This is a genomic window from Acetobacterium wieringae (assembly GCF_001766835.1).
GTDB lineage: Bacteria > Bacillota > Clostridia > Eubacteriales > Eubacteriaceae > Acetobacterium > Acetobacterium wieringae.
In genome coordinates this window covers 207,694-232,928 of the sequence record NZ_LKEU01000010.1, presented here as the reverse complement: position 1 = coordinate 232,928, position 25,235 = coordinate 207,694, and the positions used below count along the sequence as shown (strand labels likewise).

Sequence of the window (25,235 nt, the reverse complement as noted above, 5' to 3'; positions counted from 1 at the left end):
GAGAGTCTTTATTTTTTAATTTTTGTTTTTTTATCCGGTACCGGTTTGTTTTTGGTGCTTGTCCGGGGGACAACCGCTTTTAAAACAACCATGGCGGAAGGCGGGATATTGATGGAAACCGAATAATCCTGACCATGAAGCGGGACAGGCTGGGCTTTCATGCTTTTTTTCATTTTAAAACCAGTCCCACCATAAGTGGTGTCATCGGAATTAAAGGCCAACCGATAATTGCTGTCAGCCGGAACGCCAATTTGATAATCGGTATAGCTTAGTGGACAGAAGTTGATAATGGTGATCAGCGTATCTTTTTCCTCGGCACTCATTCGTTTAAAAATAAGAATGCTTTGTTCGCTGTTGTTGGGTTCCAGCCACTCAAAACCTTCCCAGCTGTGGTCATCAGTCCAGAGGGCTTTTTCTTTACGATAAAACTTATTGAGTTCTTTCATGTAGGTGTGAATTTCCCGGTGTTTGGGATAATCCAGGAGGAACCATTCCAGTGATTCATCCACCCGCCATTCCAGGAAGGGGGCAAACTCGTTCCCCATAAACGACAGTTTTTTGCCTGGATGGGTTATTAAATACCCAAAGAGAAGGCGGAATTGGTCGAATTTCATATTGTAATCCCCAAACATTTTGTCAAGGATGGTTCGTTTGCTGTGAACCACTTCATCGTGAGAAAGGGGCAGGATGAAGTTCTCATTAAAGGCATAGGCCATCGAAAAGGTCAACAGATTATGGAAGCGATTCCGAAACATTGGATCGGTTTTCATATAATCCAGGGTATCATGCATCCAGCCCATGTCCCATTTCAAGTTGAAGCCCAGGCCGCCCTTGTCCACCGGCCAGGTGACCATCGGATAGGCAGTGGAATCTTCGGCTGACATAATGGCAAAGGGAAAATCCCGAAAAATAATGGTATTCAGTTCCCGGAGGAAGGCCAGCGCTTCCAGACGATCGGTGCCACCCTGAGCATTGCGGTAAGGTTCGCCATCAAGTCCGTGGTTTAGTTCAATCATGCTGGCCACTCCATCGATGCGCAGTCCATCGACATGGTAACGGTCAAACCAGAAATAGGCATTGGAGATGAGAAAATCGATGACTTCCGGTTTACCGTAATCAAAGACCATCGTCCCCCATTGCTGGTGTTCGGAAAATTCGTATTGGCAGGTACCGTCAAAATGACGCAAACCCTGATCATCTTTGCAGAAGTGACCGGGTACCCAATCCAGAATGACCCCGATGCCAGCCTGGTGACAACAATCAATGAAGTGCATCAGGCCCTGGGGATCGCCATAGCGGCTGGTAGCAGCATAATAACCGGTCAGTTGATAACCCCATGAACCGTCAAAGGGATGTTCCATAATCGGCATCAACTCGATATGGGTATAATGCATTTCGGTCAGATAGGGAACCAACTGGTCAGCCAGCTCATGGTAGGTCAGATAGTCACCGGTATCACTGCGTTTCCAGCTACCCAGATGGGCTTCGTAAATATTGACCGGCATTTTGAGCCAATTGGTTTGGTTTCTTTTTTGGCACCAGGCGTCGTCCTGCCAGATATAACCATCAAGTTCCCAGATAATGGAGGCGGTTTTGGGTTTAACCTCACTATAGAACCCGTAAGGATCGGCTTTATAGGCCAGTTCACCATCTTTTTGGCGAACCGCATATTTATAAAGCAGACCTTGCGAAAGCTCCGGAATAAACAGTTCCCAAATTCCATGGGCGCCAGAAACAGGTTTCATGGGATGATCGGTGATGTTCCAGTGGTTAAAATCTCCAACAACCGAAACACTCTGGGCATAGGGGGCCCAAACCCGAAAAGTGACCCCTTTTTCATTCAGGTGGGCACCAAAATAGTGGTAACTGAGAAAACGCCGGTTAGTGGCTAAATCTGTATGGACATCGGTTTTTTTCATGGTAGATGTGTCCTTTCATATGTGGTTGGAATCGGGTGAATTAAACACCTGTTATTTTATCACAAGTCCTGTTATTGATCGGACATCTTTCTAAATAAAAAATATTTTTGACAATCTTAAACCTAAAGTCGTGGCTAAAAAGGGAATGGCAATTCATCGTTTTGATATAACGACCAGTACAGATTGATCTTCCCCCCCAGATTCAAAATGACACAAATAAAGTAGATGGCCACCATCAGGGCAAAGAGTCCACCCAGGCTGCCATAGAGTGTACTATATTTGGTGGAATGATTGATAAATAAGGTAAAAACACGAAAAGCGATATTAAGTCCCAGGGTGGCAAACAGGGCTCCGGGAAAACCGCTTTTAAGCTTTAAGGGTTGTGCGGGGGCCATGACATAGATCATATTAAAAATAAAGGTTGAAACGATCCAGGAAAAAGCAATCGCAAAAAAACTCAGAACCGGATAATAATAAGTATATAACCCAATTTTCTGAAAAATAACAGCACCGAAGTCTGCACTGAAAATATAGGCGACTGCAATTAATAAAATAGCCAGCGTGAAAAGAATCGTAAACAGAAACGAATAGAGCCAGATTTCTCTAAGGCTTCGGGTTTCTTCCCGGCCATAGGTTTGATTGATACCGATCATGACTGCCCGGGTGGCCAGGGACGAAAAGAAGAAAGCCAGAAGAATCAGACTGTACTGGGAATCGGAAACCTGACTGATCAGGCTGTTTAGTAAACTGGTTACATATTCATAGGAAAGTTCTGGCAAAAATGTTTCTAAAATTTCATAGAGATAGGTTTCGAAGGGTTTGATAAAATTTCCGATAAATGAAATCAGAAAAAGCAGTAAGGGGAAAAAAGCCAACAACAGGTAAAATGACATTTGCGTGCAGATTCCTGAAAAATCTGTTTTTTCGAAATCCTCTCGGATAAAGTTGATCAGTTTCACAAGTTTTAAATTCATGATCCGTTCGGTCATTTGGCGGCCTCCGTTTCACAAAATAATGATGGTTTTGTTCCGTAAAGATTCACAACGCCGCCTAAGGTAAGGCTGAAACAGATCAGATAGACAACAAAAAACAATGAGAAGGGCCCTTGTAAATTAATGAAAAAGCTGTTGAAATCAAGGACGGTATCGGCAAACAGGGCATAGAGAAACAGAATGATAAACCAGCTGATGCTGACAAAAGCGCCGCCTGGCAGGGCTTCCCAAAAACCAAGATGGTTTTTGGGAGCATACATATAAATCAGTGTAAAGATCAGGGTCGGCACAATAAGCAGATAAAGCAACGTAAAGAGAATGATAAAAACTGCAAAAAATTGCGATAAATTCAGAGCGTTAAAAATAAATGAAAGCAGTTTTTCACCGAATAGATAGAAAAAAACCGTAAAAAAGATAATCAACAGAAATAAAAACAGATATAGAATCGATTGGATCCAGAGCGCAACAATGCCCCGGGTTTCTTTTTGGCCAAAGATCCGGTTTAAAGAAGTGATCAGGGAATGCATGGCTGAAACGGAAACATATAAAATGAAAAATCCGAGGATCAGATTGGTACCCAATGAAAACGAAATGGTGTTGGCATTTTCCATGGCCAGATTAACATAATTCATTATCGATTGCGGTAGTATTTTTGAAAAGGCAAAAATCAGGGTTTCGTTGACACTGGCGGAAAACCAGTTGATGAAACTGTAGAGCAACATCAAAAAAGGAACAAATGCCGACAGGGTTCGATAGGACATCTGAGCCGAAAGGTTGATAATATTATTCTTTCTTCCCTGGACAAATAAAAAGCGGCTGAAGCATTTAAGAAACGTCATGAGCTCCTCCAAATCCACTTATAAACTTGAATTGATTGAATCACAGTATAACATAGTTTCGATTTAAATTGAAGTCAAACCGCTAAAGTAAAAAATGGAAAGTTGGAAAAAAAGATGGTATAATAAAAATCGATAGTTTAGAACAAGCACATCACACCGAAAAATTCAGAAAATAGCAGTATGGAAAGGAAATAGTAAATTAAATGGGAAAAACGTTAACAGAGAAGATTATTGCGGCGCACCTTGTAGTGGGAGAAATGATCAAAGGTGAAGAAATTGGAATTCGGATTGACCAGACCCTGACCCAGGACTCCACCGGAACCATGGCCTATTTGCAGTTTGAAGCCATGGAGGTGCCCCGGGTTAAAACCAAAAAATCCTTGGCCTATATTGATCACAACATGCTCCAGGAAGGCCCGGAAAACATGGATGATCACCGCTATATTCAGAGCGTGGCCAAAAAACATGGCGTTTATTATTCAAAACCGGGCAACGGCATTTGCCACCAGGTTCAGATTGAACGCTTTGGAGTACCGGGCGATACGCTGTTAGGATCGGATAGTCATACGCCCACCGGTGGCGGCATCGGGATGCTGGCCATTGGGGCTGGTGGTCTGGATGTGGCTGTGGCCATGGCTGGCGACCCTTATTATATCACCATGCCCAAAGTGGTTAAGGTGGAATTAATCGGCAAGCTGCGCACCGGTGTATCCTCCAAGGATGTGATCCTGGAAGTGTTACGTCAATGTACCGTTAAAGGCGGGGTCAATAAGGTGTTTGAATACACAGGAGACGGGGTAAAGACCCTGACCGTACCGGAACGGGCCACAATTACCAACATGGGCGCCGAATTGGGGGCAACCACCTCGGTATTTCCATCCGATGAAATGACCCGGGTATTTTTAGAAGCTCAGGGCCGTGGCGGGGATTATATTGAACTATCCGCTGATGCCGATGCCATCTATGATGAAGTCGTCACGGTTGATATGGATGCCTTAGAACCACTGACTGCCTGTCCGCACAGTCCCGACAAGGTGGTTAAAATTTCGGAAATTGAAGGTTTGGCGGTTAATCAGGTGGCGATTGGCAGCTGTACCAACTCATCCTGGTTGGATTTGATGAAGGTGGCTGCCATTGTTAAAGGCAAAACCGTGGCTGAGAATGTTTCGCTGGTGATTGCGCCAGGCTCAAAACAAGTATTGACCATGTTGGCCGAAAACGGCGCTTTGGCCGATCTGCTAAATGCTGGCGCCCGGGTGCTGGAATGCGGCTGCGGACCCTGTATTGGGATGGGCCAGGCACCATCGACGAATGCTGTGTCGCTGCGAACCTTCAACCGGAACTTCTTTGGTCGCTCGGGTACGCCTTCTGCCGATGTCTACCTGTTAAGCCCTGAAGCAGCAGCGATATCCGCCCTGGAAGGGGTGCTGACCAATCCTTTGGGAAAAATTGATTTGCCGGAAATTGCGATGCCGGATCACTTTTTACTGAACGATACTATGGTGATGGCACCGGCACCGGAAGGTGTTGATGTGGAAGTCATCAAAGGGCCAAACATCAAACCCTTCCCAGCCACCCAGCCGCTTAAAAATACGGTTGCTGGAAAAGCCCTAATTGTGGTCGAAGATAATATCACCACGGATCATATCATGCCTTCCAATGCCAAATTACTGCCCTATCGCTCCAACATTCCCTATCTGTCAAACTATTGTCTGGCCCCTTGTGATGCCGAATTCCCACAGCGAGCCCTGGATAATGGCGGCGGTTTTATAGTTGGCGGCTCCAACTATGGGCAGGGTTCCAGCCGGGAGCATGCGGCTTTAGCACCGGTTTATTTGGGGATTAAAGGGGTGGCAGTTAAATCCTTTGCCCGGATTCATAAAAACAATCTCATCAATAACGGCATTCTGCCACTGGTATTTGAAAACGAAGCCGATTATGATACCATTGAACTAAATGACGAACTGGTCATTGAAAATGCTCTGGAGGCAGTTAAATCAGGACGGGCCAACCTGATTAATAAAACCAAAGGGTTAACCTATGTAATGCTGCTGGAAGTTTCAGAGCGCCAAAAAGAAATGCTGTTGGCCGGTGGGTTGATCAACCTGATTAAATTAAAAAAATAATCTAAAATAGTCAGATATAACAAAATAAATCGTCAATTTTGGGGTAAATATCCACTAATTGGCGATTTTTTTATAGTCACAAAACGAGGAGGAAAAAATGAATTATGAAATTAAGGGAGGCAATCTCCCGGTCGTTACGGTTACGCTGGATCATGGGGAATCGATGTTTACGGAATCTGGGGGAATGTCCTGGATGTCAGAGCATATTCGGATGGATACCAATACCAAGGGGGGCCTGATGAAAGGTCTCAGACGGACATTGGCCGGAGACTCTTTGTTTATGACCACTTATACCGCTGAGCAGGGGAACAGTAAAATTTCTTTCACATCCAGTTACCCGGGCGAGATCAAAGCGCTGTCGCTTCAGCCGGGACAGTCGATCATCTGTCAGAAACACAGTTTTCTGGCCGGCGAATCAACTCTCGATGTGGATATGTATTTTAAAAAGAATCTTGGGGTGGGCCTTTTTGGTGGTGAAGGTTTTATTCTGCAAAAACTTTCAGGACCGGGAACGGCCTTTATCGAAATGGATGGCGCAGTGGTTGAATATGATCTGGCACCAGGAGAAGTGATGAAAATTGATCAGGGACATATTGGTATGTTTGAAGAATCAGTGAGCTTTGACATTCAGGCGGTCAAAGGGATGAAAAATGTCTTTTTAAGCGGCGAAGGATTGTTTCTGGCAACGTTAAAAGGGCCGGGAAAAGTCTGGCTGCAAACCATGCCGCTGAGCCGACTGGTTCAGATGGTGGCGTCAAGCTTACCGCCAAGAGGTTAGGCGGTCAATAAATTTTTTAAAACCAAATAAGCGCCATGCCGATACGGTTGTATCCGGCATGGCGCTTATTTGGTGCAATGTTTTATGGAGTCACATTGACATAATTATCCGGCAATTCATCAAAAAACATAATCCCCAGACAATTGGTGCCAATATGAACGGTCAGGGTGGAACCGGCTTTTTCAGGCAGCAAAAAGTTTTTAATCCCCAATTCTTTTTCAAAATATTTACGGGCCTTATCCTGGAGATCGGTCGCCGTACTCTGGATCATCCCGAGGATCTGATTCTTATTTGTCATTTTTTCTTCAACAATGGCAAACAGGGTCTTTAAGGCTTTTTTCTGGCCGCGGATTTTTTCATAGACCAGAATCTCGCCGTCTTTAAAGTATAGGATTGGGACGATTTTAAGCATATCGCCAAGCATCGCTGCATTTCGGCTGATTCGACCGCCCTGAGCCAGCCATTTGATATCGCCGACCATAAAAAAGATCTGAGCGTGGTGGGCCAGAAAGGTCATCGTTTCAACAATTTCGTCATAGGGGCGGTTGAGTTTGTTCAGCTTCAAGCCCTGATAAAGAATCAATGCCGAACCAGTGGTGGCCGAAAGAGAATCGACAATGGCGACTTTGCGCTCTGGATATTTTTCCTGTAAATCTTTAGCCAGCAGCCGGGCGGTCTGGTAGGTGCCAGAAAGCTTTGAGGAGAGTACCAGATAGATGACATCATCACCGTTCTTAAGGTGTTTTTCAATTGTGTTGGTAATATCCAGCGGTTGAATTTGAGCGGTTTTTGGAAAGAGTTTACTATTATTGTTGACAAAATCCACGACCATTTCCGGGGTAATGTTTATGCCATCGAAATACGTTTTATCATCCAGGGTTACGGGAAAGGGTAATATATCAAAATCATAGCGATTCAGAATGTCGCTGTTGGTATCACACATGGAATCCACAATAAATTTTATAGCCATAAAGGTGATGCTCCTTTTCGTTTAGTACAGAATATTTTATCATGAACCTGTTTTCATTACAATGCGCCGATAGGCAGTTTAAACAGTCATTCGGTTATTTTATGGAAGATTTGTGATTATACCAAAAAAATGTTAAACTATTCTTTGATATTCACACCAACTAATAAAAACCTGGAATTAAGAAATTTAGAAATGGAGTATTTTGTGGAACATATTATTAACCAACTGGCAAAAGAATTTTCAATACGCCCCCAGCAGGTGGAAGATACCATCAATTTAATCGATGGGGGGAATACCATTCCCTTTATCGCCCGTTATCGAAAAGAGGTCACCGGAAATTTAAGTGATGCACTATTGCGGGATCTGGATGTGCGGTTAACATATTTAAGAAAATTGGAAAAACGAAAAGAAGAGGTTACCGGTAGCATTTTGGAACAGGGCAAGCTGACCCTGGAACTTAAAAGCGCCATTTTAAAAAGCCAAACCCTTCAGGAAGTGGAAGACCTCTACCTGCCTTATAAACAGAAAAAGAAAACTAGGGCATCGGTGGCCCGGGAAAAAGGACTGGAGCCATTGGCGCTGCAAATACTTGAGCAAAAACTGATTGAAAGCGAGTTGGCCAAAGCCGCTCTTAGTTATATTGATGTCGAAAAAGAAATTGACACCGCCGACGAAGCGCTGCAACTGGCCATGGATATTATCGCCGAAGTAATTTCGGATACAGCTGCTTACCGGGGCGTGATAAGGAAGTGTACCTTTGACAAGGGCCAGATCAAATCCACCGTGGTTAAGGGAAAAGAAGCGGAAAACCCGGAGCTGGAAATGTATTTTGATCATACGGAAGCCATAAAAACCATTAAGGATCACCGCATTTTGGCAATTAACCGGGGCGAAAAGAAAAAAGCCCTGTCGGTTAAACTGCTGGCACCTGGCGAGGAAATTCTTGCTTACCTGAAGAAGGAATTGCTTAAAGCCCAGCCCTCAAGCTATCTGTTAAATGCCATTGATGACAGTTATACCCGGCTGATTGCGCCGGCCATTGAGCGGGAAATCCGGACGGCACTAAAAGAGCGGGCGGAAGAAGGGGCCATCAAGATGTTTGCGCTAAACCTTAAAAAGCTGCTGCTCCAGCCACCCTTTAAAGAAAAAGTCACAATGGGCTTTGACCCGGCCTTCCGAACCGGTTGCAAGATTGCCATTCTTGATGCGGTCGGAAAGGTGCTGGACTATACCACCATCTATCCCACCTTTGGCAAAGGGCAGGCCGAAAAAGCGGAAAAAGAGTTGATCGAGCTGATTGAACGCCATCAGGTCGATATTATTGCCATCGGCAACGGTACTGCTTCCCGGGAGTCAGAGCAGTTTGTGGCTGAAACCATCAAAAAAACCGCAGTGCCAGTCCAATACATTGTGGTCAATGAAGCTGGGGCTTCAGTTTATTCGGCTTCGGAACTTGGCACCGAAGAGTACCCGGATATCAATGTCTCTATCCGGGGGGCCATCTCGATTGGTGGACGACTTCAGGATCCGTTGTCGGAGCTGGTTAAAATTGACCCGAAACACATCGGGGTGGGGCAGTATCAGCACGACGTCAATCAGAAAGAGCTGGAGCGGGTATTGGAAGCAACGGTTGAAGATGCTGTTAATAATGTCGGGGTTAACGTCAACCGGGCTTCGGTAGCGCTGCTCAAGTACGTAGCCGGGGTCAACAAAACCATTGCCAATAATATTTTGGATTATCGCAACAGCGTTGGACCGATCAAGAATAGAAAAGAATTGATGAAGATCAAAGGGCTGGGCGCCAAAGCCTATGAGCAATGCGCCGGATTTTTGCGGATTGATGACGGTGATAACATCCTCGATAATACTGGAGTTCACCCGGAGGCTTATAAAAGTGTCGAAAAACTCTTGAAATTAAAAGGGATTAAAAAAGAAAAGCTCGGTACCCGGGAACAACAGGATTTGTTTAATGACATGAATTATTCGGAAATGGCGGCCCAGCTCGAAATCGGGATTCCAACCCTATATGACATTGTCAAGGAACTTAAAAAACCGGGACGGGATCCCCGGGAGAATGCACCCAAGCCCCATTTGCGGTCTGATGTTTTATCGATGAGTGATCTGGAAGTGGATATGGAACTGACGGGTACAGTCAGAAATGTCATCGATTTTGGCGCTTTTGTCGATATTGGTGTTCATCAGGATGGTCTGGTGCATATCTCTCAAATCACTGATCGTTATATTAAACACCCGTCCGAAGCAGTTTCTCTGGGGGATGTGGTAACTGTAAAGGTGCTGGCGGTGGATCTGAAACGAAAACGGATCAGTTTAACCATGATTATTTAAAAAAATATTGACAGCGGGATAAGTTTTTTATAAAATAAAAGGCTTCTCCCTTTTTTTTGTGTTATAATAACTCCAGAATCGATGATAGGAGTGGTTAAAATGTACAAGATTGGGGATAAAATTGTTTATCCAATGCACGGAGCGGGTATCATTGAAGCAATCGAAGAACGAGAAATATTTGAAGAAACGAAACCTTACTACATCATGCAGATCGTGTCCGAAGGTTTGCAGATTTTAATTCCGGTTGATAAAGTCGATGATATTGGGGTAAGAACCATCGTAAACCAGTCAGTAATTGATGAAATGATCGAGTCGCTAAAATTACCAATGGATGTGATGGAAAAAAACTGGAACCGACGATATCGGGAACATCTCGAACGTTTAAAAACCGGTGATATTTTTGAAGTCGCCAAGGTCGTTAAGAATCTTATCTTACTGGATCGATTAAAAGGCCTTTCAACCGGGGAAAAGAAAATGCTCAATAATGCCCGGAATTTCATCGTCAGCGAAATGGTCTTGATTCAAGATAAGGATAAAGAAGAAATCCTGGATTTGATCAATAGTTCGGTACAAAGTGAGGCGTGAATTTCGCGCCTTTTGTTGTATTTAATAGTTTAATCTTAAGAATTAGGTGCTATAATTTATGGTAATGTTTTAGAAAGGAGGTGAAGATAGTGATACAAAAGATACTTCGCGTGTCATTTGGAATTATTGGAATTCTGGTTGGGATAGCCCTGGCCAACGTATTGATAACCAATTCGTGGATCTTGAAAACCATGCAAATTAATCTTACCCCTGAATTGGAAATTATTTTTTATGCGGCTTTCATCGTTCTATTCGGACTTATATTTTTCATTCTATTTCCACTAATGCTAAAAGGCGTAAAAAAGTTGACGAAAATTGTTGAGGCCAGCATGGAAAATGTCCGTCTCATTGACATTGGCCTGGGCATAGGTGGTTTGGTGATCGGTTTAGTAATTGCCATGCTGATTAGTTTTGCTTTTTCGCAGATTCCCATTCCCTGGATTGGCGGACTCTTAACCATCAGCATTTATATTGTGCTGGGTTATATTGGATTTTCCTTACCGATCAAAAAACGGGAAGATATTCTCCAGGCATTTCAGAGTGCCAAGCGGGAAAAGGACGCCAATGTAACGTTGGGCCAAAAGCGCCCGGCTAAAAAGAAAGGCGCAGCGATTCCCAAACTGTTGGATACCAGCGTGATCATTGATGGACGGATCTTTGATATCTGTAAAACCGGTTTTATTGAGGGACCTCTGGTAATTCCGGTATTTGTGCTCAATGAACTCCAACTGATTTCGGATTCGGCCGATGAACTCAAACGAAATCGGGGCCGTCGGGGTTTGGATATTTTAAATAAAATTCAGACGGATCTGGAAATCGAAGTGCAAATTACTGAAGAGGATTTTGAAGACACCCATGAGGTCGATTCAAAACTGGTTAAACTGGGTAAATCAACCAAAGGCAAGATTTTGACCAACGACTATAATTTGAACAAGGTTGCCACGGTTCAAGGGGTGGACGTGCTCAATATTAATGAACTGGCCAATGCTGTCAAACCGATTGTTTTGCCCGGGGAAGAGATGAAGGTTCTTCTGGTTAAAGGGGGAAAAGAAAACGGTCAGGCGGTAGCTTATCTGGATGATGGAACCATGATCGTTGTTGAAAATGGCAAAAAATATATTGGCTCCTCCACGGCAGTTATTGTTACCAGTATTCTGCAAACAGCAGCCGGTCGAATGATTTTTGCAAAACCCAAAAAATAATGTCATGCAATTATAATTTAAAGTAAACACCAGCGTTTGGGCTGGTGTTTTTATTTGTGTGTTTTTTGACAAATTTATTGTAATTGATCAGGGCTTTACGTATAATGAAATAAGTATTGTTAATAATCAGGGCGGTGCCAGAAAAGGAATTGTCTGAAATAAAGTAGTAAAAATGGGGATCACAATGCAATTACCTGAAGCGTTTAAGGAAAAAATGAAAAATCTGATGGGTGCATCCTATCAGAGTCTGCTGGATTCCTATGACCAGCCAGAGAGCAAGGGGATTCGCGCCAATACCCTGAAGCTTACGCCTGGTGAACTGGCCGATAAATTACCATTTAAGACCCAGGGTGTGAACTGGTGTAAAGATGGATTCTATATTGATCATACGGTGCGGCCGGGCAAAAATCCCTATTATTACGCCGGGCTTTATTACGTTCAGGAACCGACAGCCATGGCGGCGGTCGAAGTGCTTGACCCTCAGCCGGGGGATTGGGTGCTGGATCTTTGTGCGGCACCGGGAGGGAAATCCACCCAAATCGGAGCCCGACTTCAAGGGGTGGGGGTGCTGGTTGCCAATGAGCTGGTTAATTCTCGGGCTGGCGTTCTTTCTACCAATATCGAACGGATGGGGATCACCAATGCCCTTGTGACCAATGAATTTCCGGAACGGCTGGTGGACTCTTTTTATGAGAGCTTTGATAAGATATTAGTCGATGCCCCCTGCTCTGGCGAGGGGATGTTCCGTAAAGATCCTGGTGCTCTGGCTGACTGGAGTCTGGAACGGGTTGACCGTTGTCGGGGAAAGCAAGAAAAGATACTGGAAAGTGCCCATCGTCTGCTAAAACCTGGCGGGGTTCTGGTTTATTCAACCTGTACCTTTTCACCGGAAGAAAATGAACAAATGATCGAAGCGTTTATCGAAAAATATCCGTATGAAGTGGAAACGGTTGAGTTACCCGGGATTACTGATCATGGCCGGGTTGCCTGGACTCGAAAGCAGCAGGAGGCCATTGCAAAAACGCTGCGGATTATGCCCATGACAGTTAAAGGTGAGGGGCATTTTATTGCCAAACTAAAAAAATTGCCAGGCCAGGCGGAAAACCTTGAAGTCAAACAGGGATATGCCAAATCCCGGTTGAAAAAGGCGACGCGTATGGAGTTGCAGGACTATTGTGATTTTGCCAAAAACAATCTCGATCCGGAATTTTATCAAAAAATTGCAGATCGTCTTTATCTTTTGGGGGAACACCTTTATGCCATCCCGACAGGGATTTTACTTGAGCGAATTGCCAATTTAAAACTTTTGCGTCCCGGGCTTCACCTAGGCACCTTTAAGAAAAATCGCTTTGAGCCCAGCTATGCGCTGGCCATGGCGCTTGGCTTGTCTCAGGCCAAAAATAGCTGCAATCTATCTGATGAAGAGTTGGCTTATCAGTATTTAAAAGGTGAGGCATTAAACCTCGCGGCTTCCAAAGGGTGGATTCTGATTGGCTACAATGGCTACCCGCTGGGGTTTGGTAAAGCCAGCGAAGGGTTGATCAAGAACCACTACCCCAAGGGGTTGAGAATCAGAAAAAAATAGGAGAAAGCAGATGAAACACCAGGTGAACGAAAGAAATGTTCACCCCAGTGCGGTGATTGCCGAAGCGGTTACGATCGGAAATGAAACCACCATTGGTGCCGGGGCAATTGTTGGCGCCGGGGTTTCCATTGGAGAAAATTGTCAGATTGGTACCGGTGTGATCATTGAAGCAAACACCAGGGTTGAAGATAACTGTGTTTTAGAGCCCGGAGTGATTATTGGAAAAGATGTGACCATTGGTCATCATACCAAAATAGGAATGGGCGCTAGAGTTACCAACAAGGTAACGATTGGTTCCGGTTCGATTATAAAAATTGGTGAAATTATCTTAAAAGATATGATTTATAAAATGGTATTTAAGCGGGGCGCCTGGATTTACCGGGAGGACAGTTTGGATCACAAAAACGAAGAATGAGGGGAAAAATGAATCAGAAAGACTTTACTTGTTTAAAAGAAGCGTTGGAAAAGAAAAAGAAGATTTTAGTATCCAGCTGTTTGCTGGGAATGAAGATTAATTATGAGGGCAAAGCCCATCCGGTGGATGAATTGCGTCAACTCTTTTTACAGGGACAGGCCATTCCAGTTTGTCCGGAGGTGTTGGCAACCATGCCGATCCCCCGGGATCCGGCGGAAATAGTCGTGGTCAATGGGGAGCGGAAAGTGTATAATAATAAAAAAATAGATGTGACTGAAGAATATCTTCTGGGAGCGCAACGGACTTTAGACACAGCCCGAACATCAGGCGCTAAAATTGCCATTATGAAAAGCAAGAGCCCTTCTTGTGGCTGTGGAAAAATTTATGATGGCACGTTCAGTGAGAATCTGGTTAGTGGGGATGGTATCACTGTCGCCCTATTAAAAGAAAATGGCATTCGGGTTATTACTGAAGAAGATTTTCTGGAGTGTCTGAAATAGCCGGGTCTTTGTGAAGGGGTCGCAAAGCGGACTGATAGTTGTTATCATTGATACAATCATAATAACGAGATCTCGAAAGAAAAGTGAGGAAAAGATATGAAAAACAAACTCAATATCGGCGTGGTTTTTGGAGGCCAGTCGGGCGAGCATGAGGTTTCCAGAGTCTCTGCTTACAATGTTTTAGGGGTTATTGATCGGAGTAAGTATAACATTGTTACCATCGGGATCTCAAAGCAGGGGAAATGGTATTTATACTCCGGTGATGCCGAAAAAATCAAGGATGGTTCCTGGGAGCAGGATCAAGACAACCTGATTGCTGATTTTTCAATTTTCTCGCATCCGGAAATCGCTAAAATTGATGTTTTTTTTCCTGTTCTTCACGGACCAATGGGAGAAGATGGGACCATCCAGGGTGTTTTTGAAATGCTCAACAAACCCTATGTGGGGTGTGGGGTGTTAAGCTCAGCGGTGGGAATGGATAAGGTCTTCTCCAAGATTATGTTCCAAAGCGTGGGAATCCCCACCGGCAAATATATCTATTTTCGGGAAAATGAGTGGAAACGAGATGCAGACAGCAAAATTGTCGAGATCGAAGCGGATCTGGGTTATCCGATTTTTGTTAAACCGGCCAATATGGGCTCCAGCGTGGGCATCAGCAAAGCGCATGACCGAAACGAGCTGGTTGCTGCCATTAATGAAGCATTTATCTATGACAATAAATTGATTCTGGAAGACTTTGTCAAAGGCAGAGAAATCGAATGTGCTGTGTTGGAAGTCGGAGACGTCATTCGTGCCTCGATTCCCGGAGAAGTCATTCCTTCAAAAGAGTTTTATGATTATGAAGCCAAATACTCAGCGACCGAAGATTCCAAGGTGGTCATTCCGGCTGAGCTATCTCAGGAAGTTACCGAAAAAGTCAGAGCCTATGCCATTAAAGCCTTTGAAGCCATTGAAGGTTCCGGCTTGACCCGGGTCGATTTTTTTGTCACGGATGATGAACGCATTTTAATCAATGAAGTAAACACCCTGCCGGGATTTACCAACATCAGTATGTATCCAAAAATGTGGGAAGCCACCGGAATTGGGTATATAGAACTTGTAGATCTGATTATTGCGTCAGCCAAGCGGAAACGCACCACAACCAACTAGGTTGTCCGATTTCTTTATGATGCGTAATCCTAATAAAAACTTAAAAGGATAATTTTTCTTGATAAAAAAACCCAACAATGGTTTAATAGTGGGAGAAATTATACCTCTAGGAGGAGACCAATGACTGAAGAAAGAAAAAAAGTGTGGTTATCCATTTCGGGAACCGTCAAAAACGAAGAAGAAAAGGATACCCTGGAGTTCCTGACCGAAGGAGATTTATATAAAGAAGCCAACAGGTCCTGTGTAACATATCAAGAATCGGAAGTTTCCGGGATGGAAGGAACAATCACCACCGTTTGTGTTGATGCGCAAAAAGTATCAGTCATTCGTCTGGGAACCACCAATTCCATTATGGAATTTGAGCGGGGAAAGCGAAACCTGACCTGGTATTCCACCCCTTACGGGGATGTGACCATGGGGATTTTAACCAAGGATGTATTTGTCAATTATAATGAGGATAAAGAGCCCACCAAGGTGTCCATCGATTATGACATCGAAATTGAAGGGGTGACCAATTCTCAGAATATTCTAAACATCAAAATCACCCAATAAAAATGGCAGCAATGCCAATCACAGGAGAAGCGCCAGTTGCGCTTCTCCTTTAAATTTCACCTGACCAGCAGAATTAAAAAGTCACGAGTTACTGATAATAAAAAGAAAAGTGAGAGGAAACAAAGGATGTACATACGTGAAAAGATCACCAAACAGATTAAAACAATCATTGGCGATGCGCTGAATCAAACGGTTGAATCGGGGGCATTGACCATTGAAACCATGCCAGATCTTTTTCTGGAGATTCCCAGAGAAAAAGAACATGGTGAGTATTCGACCAATATCGCCATGCAGCTGCCCAAACAGACGAAAAAAGCGCCCCGTTTTATTGCCGAAACCCTGGTGGCAAATATGCAAATTGCCGACTCCTACATTGAATCCATCGAAATAGCCGGACCGGGCTTTATTAATTTTAAACTCAAACCCTATTGGCAGTATGCGGTTTTAGCCGAAGTGGCAGATTTGAAAGCCGATTACGGCCGGAGTCAGAAAAATGCCGGAAAGAAATTTAACCTGGAGTTTATTTCGGCCAATCCGACCGGACCGATGCACATGGGCAATGCCCGGGGTGGAGCCATTGGCGATATCTTAGCGGCAGTGGCTGATTGGACCGGCTACGCCGTCACCCGGGAATTTTATATTAATGACGCCGGAAACCAGATTGTCAAATTCGGTGATTCTCTCGATGCTCGCTACCGACAATTGATGGGCGAGGATATTCCCTTTCCGGAAGATGGATATCAGGGAGAAGACATTACCGACCATATGAAAGCATTTATTGCAGCCAATGGTGATGTCCACCGCTTACTGACACCGGAAGAACGCAAACCAATTTTGATTGATTATGCGCTGAACAAAAACCTCAGCCAGATGAGAAGCGATCTCGAAGCCTATGGAATCCGCTATGATGTCTGGTTTTCGGAACAGAGCCTTTATGACAGCGGTGCCATTGAGAAGACCATTGAGCTGCTCGGAAAGGGGGGCTTTACCTACGAACAGGAAGGCGCCTTATGGTTTAAAGCAACTGAATTCGGTTCCGATAAGGATGATGTATTAATCCGGGCCAATGGATTACCCACCTATTTTATGGCTGATATCGCCTATCACATGGATAAGTTTATCAACCGTGGATTTGATCGCTGTATCAACGTCTGGGGGGCTGATCACCACGGTCATGTAGCTCGCCTTAAAGGCGCTTTAACGGCAGTTGGAATTGATGCCAGTAATTTTGAGGTGGTCATCATGCAACTGGTACGCTTGCTTCGAAACGGTGAAGTGGCAAGAATGTCCAAACGCCAGGGAAAAGCCATTGCACTGACCGATCTCATCGATGAAGTGGGCGTTGATGCCACCCGCTTTTTCTTCAATCTGCGCTCGCCGGACAGTCACTTTGACTTTGATCTGGATTTGGCCATTGAGCAGTCCAATGACAATCCGGTGTTTTATGTGCAGTATGCCCATGCCCGAATCTGTAGCATTATTCGCCAGATGACCGAAGAACTGGATCAGACGATTCCCCTGGATTACAGCCGCCTGGTTGAAAAAGAAGAATTGAATCTGATGGAAATCCTTGCTAATTTCCCGGATGAAATTTTGACTGCTGAAGATAAATTGGATCCCAGCCGAATTACCCGCTATGCCATTGATCTGGCCGCAGCCTTCCACAGTTTTTATAATGCCTGCCACGTTCGGGTTGACGACAAGGCTTTAATGAAGGCCCGAGTTGCGCTGATTGAGGCAACAAAGCAGGTTATTCAAAATGCTCTGGGTATTTTGGGAGTATCGGCTCCGGAAAGAATGTAAAAATGAAAACAGAATCAGGAATCTTTGACCGAACCGAAAAACTGATTGGAAAACCCGGTTTGGAGATTCTAAAAAATTCAAGAATCATCCTGTTCGGGGTTGGTGGTGTTGGTTCTTTTGTGGCCGAAGCTTTAATTCGCAGTGGGGTTGGTTTTTTAACAATTGTGGATAAAGACATCATCGATCCCAGTAATCTGAATCGTCAGATTATGGCCAATGTTAAAACCATCGGTAAGAAAAAAGTGGATGTCATGGCCAGAAGACTGATTGCCATTAATCCGCTTTCGATTGTTCATCCGATGCATAAATGCTATACCCCTGAGAATTATCAGGAATTTCATCTTCAGGACTATGATTATATCATCGATGCGGTGGATATGGTGACGGCAAAAATCGATCTGGTCATTAAAAGTCAGCAAAACAAGGTGCCGATTATCAGTTGTATGGGAACGGGAAATAAGCTCGATGCTAGCCGCTTTAATATTACTGACATCTATGAAACTTCGGTTTGTCCGCTGGCCAAAGTGATGCGAAAAGAACTGCGGGAACGGGGGGTAAAATCACTAAAAGTGCTTTATTCCACTGAAGAACCGATTATCCGAGAAACCCCGCCCGGCAGCATTGCCTTTGTCCCATCGGTAGCCGGTCTTTTGATTGCCGGAGAAGTGGTCCGGGATCTGTTAAAAACTAACAGCGGACATGAGGATTAATATTTTGACAATAGTCACCAGATCAAATAGCTTAAAAGCCATTTAAGTTATTTATTTGGTGGCGTTTTTTTGTTTGCTTTATGTTATAATTTTTAATGAAAATTCAAGTTCAGAGAAATTCACAGGATCGGCCTCGAAGCATACAGCCGGAAAAACAATTTAACCTCTGAATTGAGACAAAAGTTTTCGAAAAAAGATATTATTTTATCATTTGCAAAAATAAAAGTGTTATTCAGATGGATTCTGGGTGCATTTCGGGATCGCCAGATGTAAATTTGTGGAAACGAAAAAAATCTGTACAAATGGCTGAAAATGTGGTTAAATTTATGTGGAAACGAGCAAGAAGGAGTAAAATGATACGGATCGGAATTGGTTATGATGTCCATCGTTTAGTAAAAAATCGATCACTCATTTTAGGCGGTGTAAAAATAGATCATTCTTTGGGGCTAAAGGGCCATTCGGATGCGGACGTATTGGTGCATGCCATTATGGATGCCTTGTTAGGCGCCCTGGCATTGGGCGATATCGGCAAACATTTTCCGGATGCTGATGCCGCCTACAAAGATTGCGACAGTTTGCTGCTACTTAAAAAAGTGGGACAATTGGTGGCAGAAAATGGATATATAATTAACAACATCGATTCAACGATTATTGCACAAGCCCCAAAGCTTGCGCCGTATATTGAAATGATGGTGGAAAATATCAGAATTACTCTGGATTTATCCAGAGGTTGTGTTAGTGTAAAAGCGACAACCGAAGAAGGTCTGGGTTTTACTGGAAGTGAACAGGGAATCGCTGCCAATGCAGCGGTGAGTCTTTTGAAGGGAGAAAAAAGCAGATGATCGGTATTATTGCAGCCATGGACAGTGAGGTTCGTGACATCAAAGCGGCGATGGAAGATGGGATCAAGGTTCATCACGGAGGAATGACTTTTTTTAAAGGAAAACTTCATCAGAAAGAAGTGGTGGCTGTCAAAAGTGGAATCGGAAAAGTTAATGCCGCCATGTGTGCTCAGGTATTGATTGATATTTTTAAAGTAACGGCCATTATCCATGTAGGGGTAGCTGGTGCAGTGCATCCCGAGCTGGAAATTGGTGACATCGTTATTTCTGAAGACAGTTGTCAATATGATATGGATGCCCGGGCCTTTGGTCATCCCCGGGGTGAAATACCAAACATGGATATTACCTTTTTCAAGGCCGATTCAACCCTTATTAAGCTGGCGGTGGCAGCTGCGAAAGATCTTGGTGCGACGCATCGGGTGGGTCGAATTATGACTGCCGATTTAGGTGTGAACTCCAACCAGCTCAAACAAGAATTACTGGAAGAATTCGGCGGTCTTTGTGTGGAAATGGAAGGGGCAGCAGTAGGACAGGTGGCAATGCTCAATCAGGTTCCCTATCTGGTCATTCGTTCCATGTCTGACAAAGCCGATTCCAATCTGACTGATGATTACAAGGCAAATCTCGAAGCATCAATCAAAAATGGGGTAGCCATGGTGCTAAAAATGGTTCAGGAAGTTCCGACGGCATGAAAGAGTTGGCACTCCGCCCGACCTGGGCAGAAATTGACCTGGATGCTCTGACCAGTAATTACGAAGAAATTCGCCGGATTGTCGGGCCTGACGTTAAAATTCTGGGCGTGGTCAAAGCTGATGCTTATGGTCATGGCAGTTTGGAATGTGCCAGAACCCTTTGTGATGCCGGGGTGGATATGTTGGCGGTCGCTTTCATCGATGAAGCCATCGCCCTGCGACAGGGGGGTATAACCGAGCCGATTTTACTGCTCGGTTATACCTCAAAAGCGCACATCCCCGATCTGATTCGCTGGGATGTGATTCCCGGTGTTTATCAGATGGATTTTGCCCAGGCTTTGTCGGAGCATTGTCAGGAAATTGGCATTCGCCATCCCATTCATGTAAAAATTGATACGGGTATGGGGCGCATTGGGATTGGCTGGCGAGAAGCTTCACAAGCAATTGAGGCGATGAATCAATTGGAAGGAATCGAACTTCAGGGGTTGTTTACCCATTTTTCCACCGCCGATGCCGCTGATAAAACCCACACGCAGGAGCAGATTCGACGCTACCGACAGGTTATCTCGGAACTGGCAGAAAAAAATATTGTTATTCCCATTAAGCATATGGCTAACAGCGCCGGGATATTTGATGTGGACGGCGTTCATTTTGACATGGTGCGGCCGGGGATTATTCTCTACGGTCTCTATCCGTCGGCGGAAGTGGATCGGTCAAAAATCAGCTTAAAACCGGTGATGACCCTGAAGTCAACCATTGTTCATCTCAAAACCCTCCATCCTGGCGAAACCGTCAGCTATGGCAATCGTTTTGTTGCTGAGGAGGATCGAATTATTGGCACCTTACCAATTGGTTATGCCGATGGCTACACCCGGATGCTCAATGGTTTGGCCAAGGTCTTTATTTCCGGTCAGCTGGTGCCGGTGGTTGGTAGCATCTGTATGGATCAATGCATGATTGATTTGACTGATGTGGAAGCCGTTTCCCTGTATGACGAAGTGGAGCTTTTTGGCAACAATATTTCCGCTGATGTATTGGCCGACGCCTTGGGTACCATCAATTATGAAATCACCTGTATGGTCAATAAACGGGTGCCCCGGGTCTTCATTAAGGATGGCGTCCCGCAGGCGATTAGACGAGATATTTTAGATCGGCAAATCAACACAAATAGTGATATTTATTAAAAGAGGAGAATTAAATGGCATTTTTAGAAGAAACCGTTAGGGGAATCCGCAAGGATATTGTAAAAATGATTGGCAAGGCTTCTTCAGGTCATCCTGGGGGATCATTGTCGTCAGCAGAAATTTTAACCCTGCTCTATTTTGAGCAAATGAATGTGGATGAAAATAATCCCCAAAAAGAAGATCGGGATCGTTTTGTGCTGTCAAAAGGACACGCGGCTCCGGTGTTGTATGCAACCCTGGCCGCAAAAGGCTTTTTTCCCAATGCGGAGTTGGAAAATCTGCGACAACTGGGCTCCATCCTTCAGGGTCATCCGGACATGAACAAGGTACCGGGGGTTGATATGTCGACTGGTTCTTTGGGACAGGGAATTTCGGTGGCGGCCGGAATGGCATTGGCCGGAAAAATGGACAACAAATCGCATAAAATTTATGCGCTACTGGGCGATGGTGAACTGCAAGAAGGTCTTGTTTGGGAAGCCGCCATGGCGGCTTCCCACTATCAGCTGAATAATCTGATTGCCTTTGTGGATAATAATAATCTTCAAATTGACGGTGCCATCTGTGAGGTGATGTCACCATTCCCTATTGATGCCAAGTTTGAAGCCTTTGGATGGAATGTCATCACGGTGGAAGATGGACATAGCTTTGATGAACTGCGAACGGCTGTGGAAGCAGCCAAAAAATCAGAGGATAAACCAACTGTGATTATTTGTAAAACAGTTAAGGGTAAATGCGTTTCATTTATGGAAAATAATGCGGGATGGCATGGAAAAGGGCCGAATGCAGAAGAAGTGAAACAAGCATTGGCAGAATTGGAGGCGTAATCATGGCAGAAAAAAAAGCAACACGACAGGCATATGGCGAATATCTGGTAAAGCTGGGAGAAAAGAACCCGAATCTGGTGGTACTGGATGCGGATCTTTCCGGAGCAACCAAGACCAATATTTTTAAGAAGGCACATCCGGAACGGCATTTTAATGTGGGGATTGCTGAAGCAAACCTGATGGGTATGGCGGCTGGTCTGGCAACGGCCGGAAAAGTGCCCTTTGCCAGTACCTTTGCTATTTTCGGGGCTGGCCGGGCTTATGAAATTATCCGTAACAGTATTTGTTATCCAAAACTGAATGTAAAAATCGCCTTAACCCATGCGGGTATCTCCGTTGGTGAAGATGGCGGTTCCCATCAGTCGGTTGAAGACATTGCGCTGATGCGGGTATTGCCCAATATGACGGTGTTATCACCGGCAGATGCCATCGAAACCGAAAAAATGCTGGAGGCGGCCATGACTATTGAGGGCCCGGTTTATATCCGTTTAGGGCGTAGTGATGTGCCGGTGCTTTTTGATGAAAGCTATCACTTTGAGTTGGGTAAAGCCAGTATGATGAAAAGTGGCAGTGATGTGACTATTATTGCGACCGGTCTAATGGTGGTGTTGGCAATGGAAGCGGCTGACCAGCTAAAAGAAGAAGGAATTTCAGCCCAGGTGATTAATATGGGCTCAATCAAACCGATTGATGTCGATGCCATTAAGCAGGCCGCCTTAACGACAGGGGCTATTGTTACCGCCGAAGAACACAGCATTATTGGTGGTTTGGGTGGAGCCGTTGCGGAAGTTTTGGGTGATGAGGCACCGGTACCGCTGGAACGGGTTGGTGTAAAAGACCTGTTTGGACAATCCGGCAAGGTGGCACCGCTGATGGAAAAATATGGTTTGACGTCGAACGATATCGTAGCTGCTGCCAAAAAAGTGGTGAGTCGCAAATAAATGTAAACCTCGAAAAAACAGGGTCATGATGACCCTGTTTTTTTGAGGTTACTTAATTTACAAATTGAAATTGTCAAAAATAGGAGTATAATACTTATCATAAGGGCTAATATATTTTACAAGAAGGAGTATTTATGCCACTGGATTTTAAAGAAGCTATCGAAGGACGACGCTCAATATACGGGATTTGTAATGAAAGTACCATCACGGCTGAAGAAATACTGGAGATTGTTGACCATTCGACGAAGCACATACCGTCGGCATTTAACTGCCAAAGTCAGCGGGTTGCAGTATTATTTGGAGAAAAGCATCTGGAATTCTGGGGGATTGTGATGGACATACTCAGAAAACGAATTTTGGCTGATGAGTTTCGCTCTACCGAAAATCGAATCAATGGTTTTGCGGCAGGATGCGGGACATTGTTGTTTTATGATGATACCTCAGTAACGAAAGGACTGATGGAAAAGTTTTTGCCCTATCGGGACAGTATTCCGGATTGGGCTGAACAGGCCAATGGAATGCTGCAGTTTGCCATCTGGACCCAATTGGAAGCCGCCGGTCTGGGCGCCAGCCTGCAACACTATAATCCAATTATTGACAAGGACGTGAAAGATGCCTTTCTGATTCCATCGGATTGGCGACTGATTGCTCAGATGCCTTTTGGGGTTCCTACGGAGATGCCCGTTGCAAAGAATTTTGAACCGATTGAACGGCGGGTTATCGTCGTCGAATAATTAAATCAAAAAAACACGGTTATTCCGTGTTTTTTTGATTTAAATGGCCTTTACTCAAGCAGCAGCAAACCGTAATACTTGACAAACTCATCTTTGGCAGCCAGTGTTTTCAGGGTTTCGCCATTGTTGCGGACGGTTTCGAAAACATCGATGCCAGAGCCCTCCATGGAGGGACGGCGATTTTTGGTATTAAGACAGGGAGCCGTAAGATCGCAGCTGGGGCAGATGTGACAAGGGCCAGCCCAGAAGGCAAAGGCCTTGTGGTAGCCACCGGTAAAGGCTAATCGTTCTGCTTCGAGCATCTTTCGCTGAAATTCACCAGTGCCCGGAATGCCTTTAATCAAAAAGGCGCAGGAATAGCTGGACAACAGCCGTTTCGTTTCTGCCAATGGGATTTCATTGGCCTGACAATGTTTGAGATTGGCCGATGAGCAGCCAAAGGCACATTTGTTTTTGGCAAACTCCGTTACGACCACCGAGTCCGGAGCAATTTCCATGACATCATCAAAGCCAATGGCAAGGAGCGGATGTTTTAAGCGCTGTAGGGGCGATAGTGACAGCGCATCGATAAAGTCAGGCGATTGGCTGGCAAAGATGACAGCGGTATCGGTTTCCAGTGGGATTAAAGGTGAAACATGGAGGCCGGTTTGCTGCAGGTGGGCAATAATGGTGTGGCCGGAACAGACTTGACCGCCGAAATGAAGCATCCGATTAACCCCGGACAATCTGGCCATCAGGGTGGCATGCTCATCAAAGGCATCGTGAAGCATCAGGATACCATCGGGTTTAAGCAGCGGCAGATTTACTGATAATTGTTCGTCAAGCAGTTGCGGGTTACGGTTGATAAACAGACCCGTGAGTAATATCAGTGAGTAGCCGTCTTGACTAGCAACAGCAGCTGTCGGTAAGGGAGGGTCATCCGCAAGGAGGGTGATTTCCAGCTCGGGAAAGCTGGCCAGAAAACAGTCAGCCATTGTTTGGGCACCCGGCCCACCAAGTAGAATTTGTCCGGACAATACCGGAAAAAATTTGACGCATTCTAGTGCCTTCATCCGGGTTAATGCGTGGATTGCTTTTGTTTTGAGGTAATCGATTTGATTTTGGATCTGGAGGGTCGTTTTTTTTGTAGCGGCATTGTTTTTATTTTGCAGCGAAACGTTGAGATCTTGCCATTTTTTAGATTGCAATTGGCGCAGCTTGATGGCATCCCCCAGATAATCCGGACTGGATGTCGACAGATAACGCCGGGTAATGGTGGCATTGCTGTAACAGCCCTGATATTCAAAAAGCAGCCCCAGACTTTCCAGCAGCGGCAGAAAGGATGATAATGCAGTGACATCGGCACCCAGTCGACTAGAAAGGACCTGGACATCGGCACCGCTGTCCCCGAAGGAATCAATAGTTTCAAAAAGATTAAGTTCCAGAGCGGCAAACAAGGCTTCAGAAGCCCAATTGGCCGTCGACAGGTTTTCCAGATACTGACCGCCATGGGTATGGGGATCGTAGGCCGTTAAAAAGGGAGTGGTGTTTTGTTTTGTCATTTGGTT

23 protein-coding genes are annotated in these 25,235 nt (G+C 44.8%); 18 read left to right on the top strand and 5 right to left on the bottom strand.

From position 1 onward, the window contains the following. Positions 1-8 precede the first annotated feature (8 nt). The 3 genes from glgB to ACWI_RS01555 form a co-directional block, all read right to left on the bottom strand. The gene (gene glgB, locus ACWI_RS01565; RefSeq protein ID WP_070369672.1) at positions 9-1,919 is read right to left on the bottom strand and encodes a 1,4-alpha-glucan branching protein GlgB; all 1,911 of its coding nucleotides are present in this window, start codon (positions 1,917-1,919) and stop codon (positions 9-11) included. A gap of 134 nt (positions 1,920-2,053) precedes the next feature. Continuing rightward, complete coding sequence (locus ACWI_RS01560; protein WP_070369671.1) at positions 2,054-2,908, bottom strand: YihY/virulence factor BrkB family protein; 855 nt, start codon at positions 2,906-2,908, stop codon at positions 2,054-2,056. Continuing rightward, positions 2,905-3,750 carry a YihY/virulence factor BrkB family protein gene (locus tag ACWI_RS01555; RefSeq protein WP_070369670.1) on the bottom strand — a complete coding sequence of 282 codons (846 nt, stop codon included), beginning with the start codon at positions 3,748-3,750 and terminating at the stop codon, positions 2,905-2,907. Before ACWI_RS01555 ends, ACWI_RS01560 begins: the two co-directional genes overlap by 4 nt. Positions 3,751-3,953: 203 nt before the next feature. On the opposite strand from ACWI_RS01555, the gene ACWI_RS01550 reads away from it, so the two are divergent. Both ACWI_RS01550 and ACWI_RS01545 read left to right on the top strand, forming a co-directional pair. Further along, positions 3,954-5,876, top strand: coding sequence for an aconitate hydratase (locus tag ACWI_RS01550; protein ID WP_070369669.1), 1,923 nt, complete (start codon positions 3,954-3,956; stop codon positions 5,874-5,876). A gap of 97 nt (positions 5,877-5,973) precedes the next feature. After that, positions 5,974-6,654: a TIGR00266 family protein gene (locus ACWI_RS01545; RefSeq protein ID WP_070369668.1), complete on the top strand. Its 681-nt coding sequence runs from the start codon at positions 5,974-5,976 to the stop codon at positions 6,652-6,654. Between the two features lie 82 nt (positions 6,655-6,736). Here ACWI_RS01545 and ACWI_RS01540 read toward each other — a convergent pair whose 3' ends face one another. Beyond that, positions 6,737-7,624, bottom strand: a complete 888-nt coding sequence (locus tag ACWI_RS01540) for a DegV family protein (protein WP_070369667.1) — start codon at positions 7,622-7,624, stop codon at positions 6,737-6,739. 204 nt (positions 7,625-7,828) lie between these two features. Here ACWI_RS01540 and ACWI_RS01535 point away from each other — a divergent pair, with 204 nt between their 5' ends. From ACWI_RS01535 to ACWI_RS01460, 16 genes are all read left to right on the top strand, one after another. After that, positions 7,829-9,970: a Tex family protein gene (locus tag ACWI_RS01535; protein ID WP_175440870.1), complete on the top strand. Its 2,142-nt coding sequence runs from the start codon at positions 7,829-7,831 to the stop codon at positions 9,968-9,970. A 99-nt stretch (positions 9,971-10,069) separates the two neighbouring features. Further along, entirely contained in the window at positions 10,070-10,555 is a 486-nt protein-coding gene (locus ACWI_RS01530) for a CarD family transcriptional regulator (protein ID WP_070369665.1), read from the top strand. A gap of 89 nt (positions 10,556-10,644) precedes the next feature. Continuing rightward, positions 10,645-11,757, top strand: a complete 1,113-nt coding sequence (locus ACWI_RS01525; RefSeq protein WP_070369664.1) for a PIN/TRAM domain-containing protein — start codon at positions 10,645-10,647, stop codon at positions 11,755-11,757. Between the two features lie 184 nt (positions 11,758-11,941). Continuing rightward, entirely contained in the window at positions 11,942-13,342 is a 1,401-nt protein-coding gene (locus ACWI_RS01520) for an RsmF rRNA methyltransferase first C-terminal domain-containing protein (RefSeq protein WP_070369663.1), read from the top strand. A gap of 10 nt (positions 13,343-13,352) precedes the next feature. Beyond that, positions 13,353-13,757: a DapH/DapD/GlmU-related protein gene (locus tag ACWI_RS01515; protein ID WP_070369662.1), complete on the top strand. Its 405-nt coding sequence runs from the start codon at positions 13,353-13,355 to the stop codon at positions 13,755-13,757. Positions 13,758-13,765: 8 nt separating this feature from the next. Further along, entirely contained in the window at positions 13,766-14,257 is a 492-nt protein-coding gene (locus ACWI_RS01510) for a 2-thiouracil desulfurase family protein (protein ID WP_070369661.1), read from the top strand. Between the two features lie 96 nt (positions 14,258-14,353). Further along, positions 14,354-15,406, top strand: a complete 1,053-nt coding sequence (locus ACWI_RS01505; protein ID WP_070369660.1) for a D-alanine--D-alanine ligase family protein — start codon at positions 14,354-14,356, stop codon at positions 15,404-15,406. Between the two features lie 120 nt (positions 15,407-15,526). Further along, complete coding sequence (locus ACWI_RS01500) at positions 15,527-15,958, top strand: YwiB family protein (protein ID WP_070369659.1); 432 nt, start codon at positions 15,527-15,529, stop codon at positions 15,956-15,958. Positions 15,959-16,084: 126 nt separating this feature from the next. After that, positions 16,085-17,761, top strand: a complete 1,677-nt coding sequence (gene argS, locus ACWI_RS01495; RefSeq protein ID WP_070369658.1) for an arginine--tRNA ligase — start codon at positions 16,085-16,087, stop codon at positions 17,759-17,761. 2 nt (positions 17,762-17,763) lie between these two features. Beyond that, entirely contained in the window at positions 17,764-18,471 is a 708-nt protein-coding gene (locus ACWI_RS01490; protein ID WP_070369657.1) for a tRNA threonylcarbamoyladenosine dehydratase, read from the top strand. Positions 18,472-18,827: 356 nt separating this feature from the next. Beyond that, a complete protein-coding gene (gene ispF, locus ACWI_RS01485) occupies positions 18,828-19,313 on the top strand; it encodes a 2-C-methyl-D-erythritol 2,4-cyclodiphosphate synthase (RefSeq protein WP_070369698.1) in 486 nt (161 codons plus the stop codon). Next, positions 19,310-20,005 carry a 5'-methylthioadenosine/adenosylhomocysteine nucleosidase gene (locus ACWI_RS01480; RefSeq protein WP_070369656.1) on the top strand — a complete coding sequence of 232 codons (696 nt, stop codon included), beginning with the start codon at positions 19,310-19,312 and terminating at the stop codon, positions 20,003-20,005. The genes ispF and ACWI_RS01480 overlap by 4 nt, the downstream gene beginning before the upstream one ends. Continuing rightward, positions 20,002-21,189 (top strand): alanine racemase, encoded by a 1,188-nt coding sequence (gene alr / locus ACWI_RS01475; protein WP_070369655.1) that lies wholly within the window; start codon positions 20,002-20,004, stop codon positions 21,187-21,189. The genes ACWI_RS01480 and alr overlap by 4 nt, the downstream gene beginning before the upstream one ends. Positions 21,190-21,203: 14 nt before the next feature. Then, positions 21,204-22,013: a transketolase gene (locus tag ACWI_RS01470; RefSeq protein ID WP_070369654.1), complete on the top strand. Its 810-nt coding sequence runs from the start codon at positions 21,204-21,206 to the stop codon at positions 22,011-22,013. Between the two features lie 2 nt (positions 22,014-22,015). After that, complete coding sequence (locus ACWI_RS01465; RefSeq protein WP_070369653.1) at positions 22,016-22,954, top strand: transketolase family protein; 939 nt, start codon at positions 22,016-22,018, stop codon at positions 22,952-22,954. 134 nt (positions 22,955-23,088) lie between these two features. Further along, complete coding sequence (locus ACWI_RS01460) at positions 23,089-23,688, top strand: nitroreductase family protein (RefSeq protein WP_070369652.1); 600 nt, start codon at positions 23,089-23,091, stop codon at positions 23,686-23,688. Between the two features lie 50 nt (positions 23,689-23,738). On the opposite strand, the gene ACWI_RS01455 is transcribed toward ACWI_RS01460, so the two are convergent. Further along, positions 23,739-25,229, bottom strand: coding sequence for a DUF2284 domain-containing protein (locus ACWI_RS01455; RefSeq protein ID WP_070369651.1), 1,491 nt, complete (start codon positions 25,227-25,229; stop codon positions 23,739-23,741). Between the last annotated feature and the right edge of the window lie 6 nt (positions 25,230-25,235).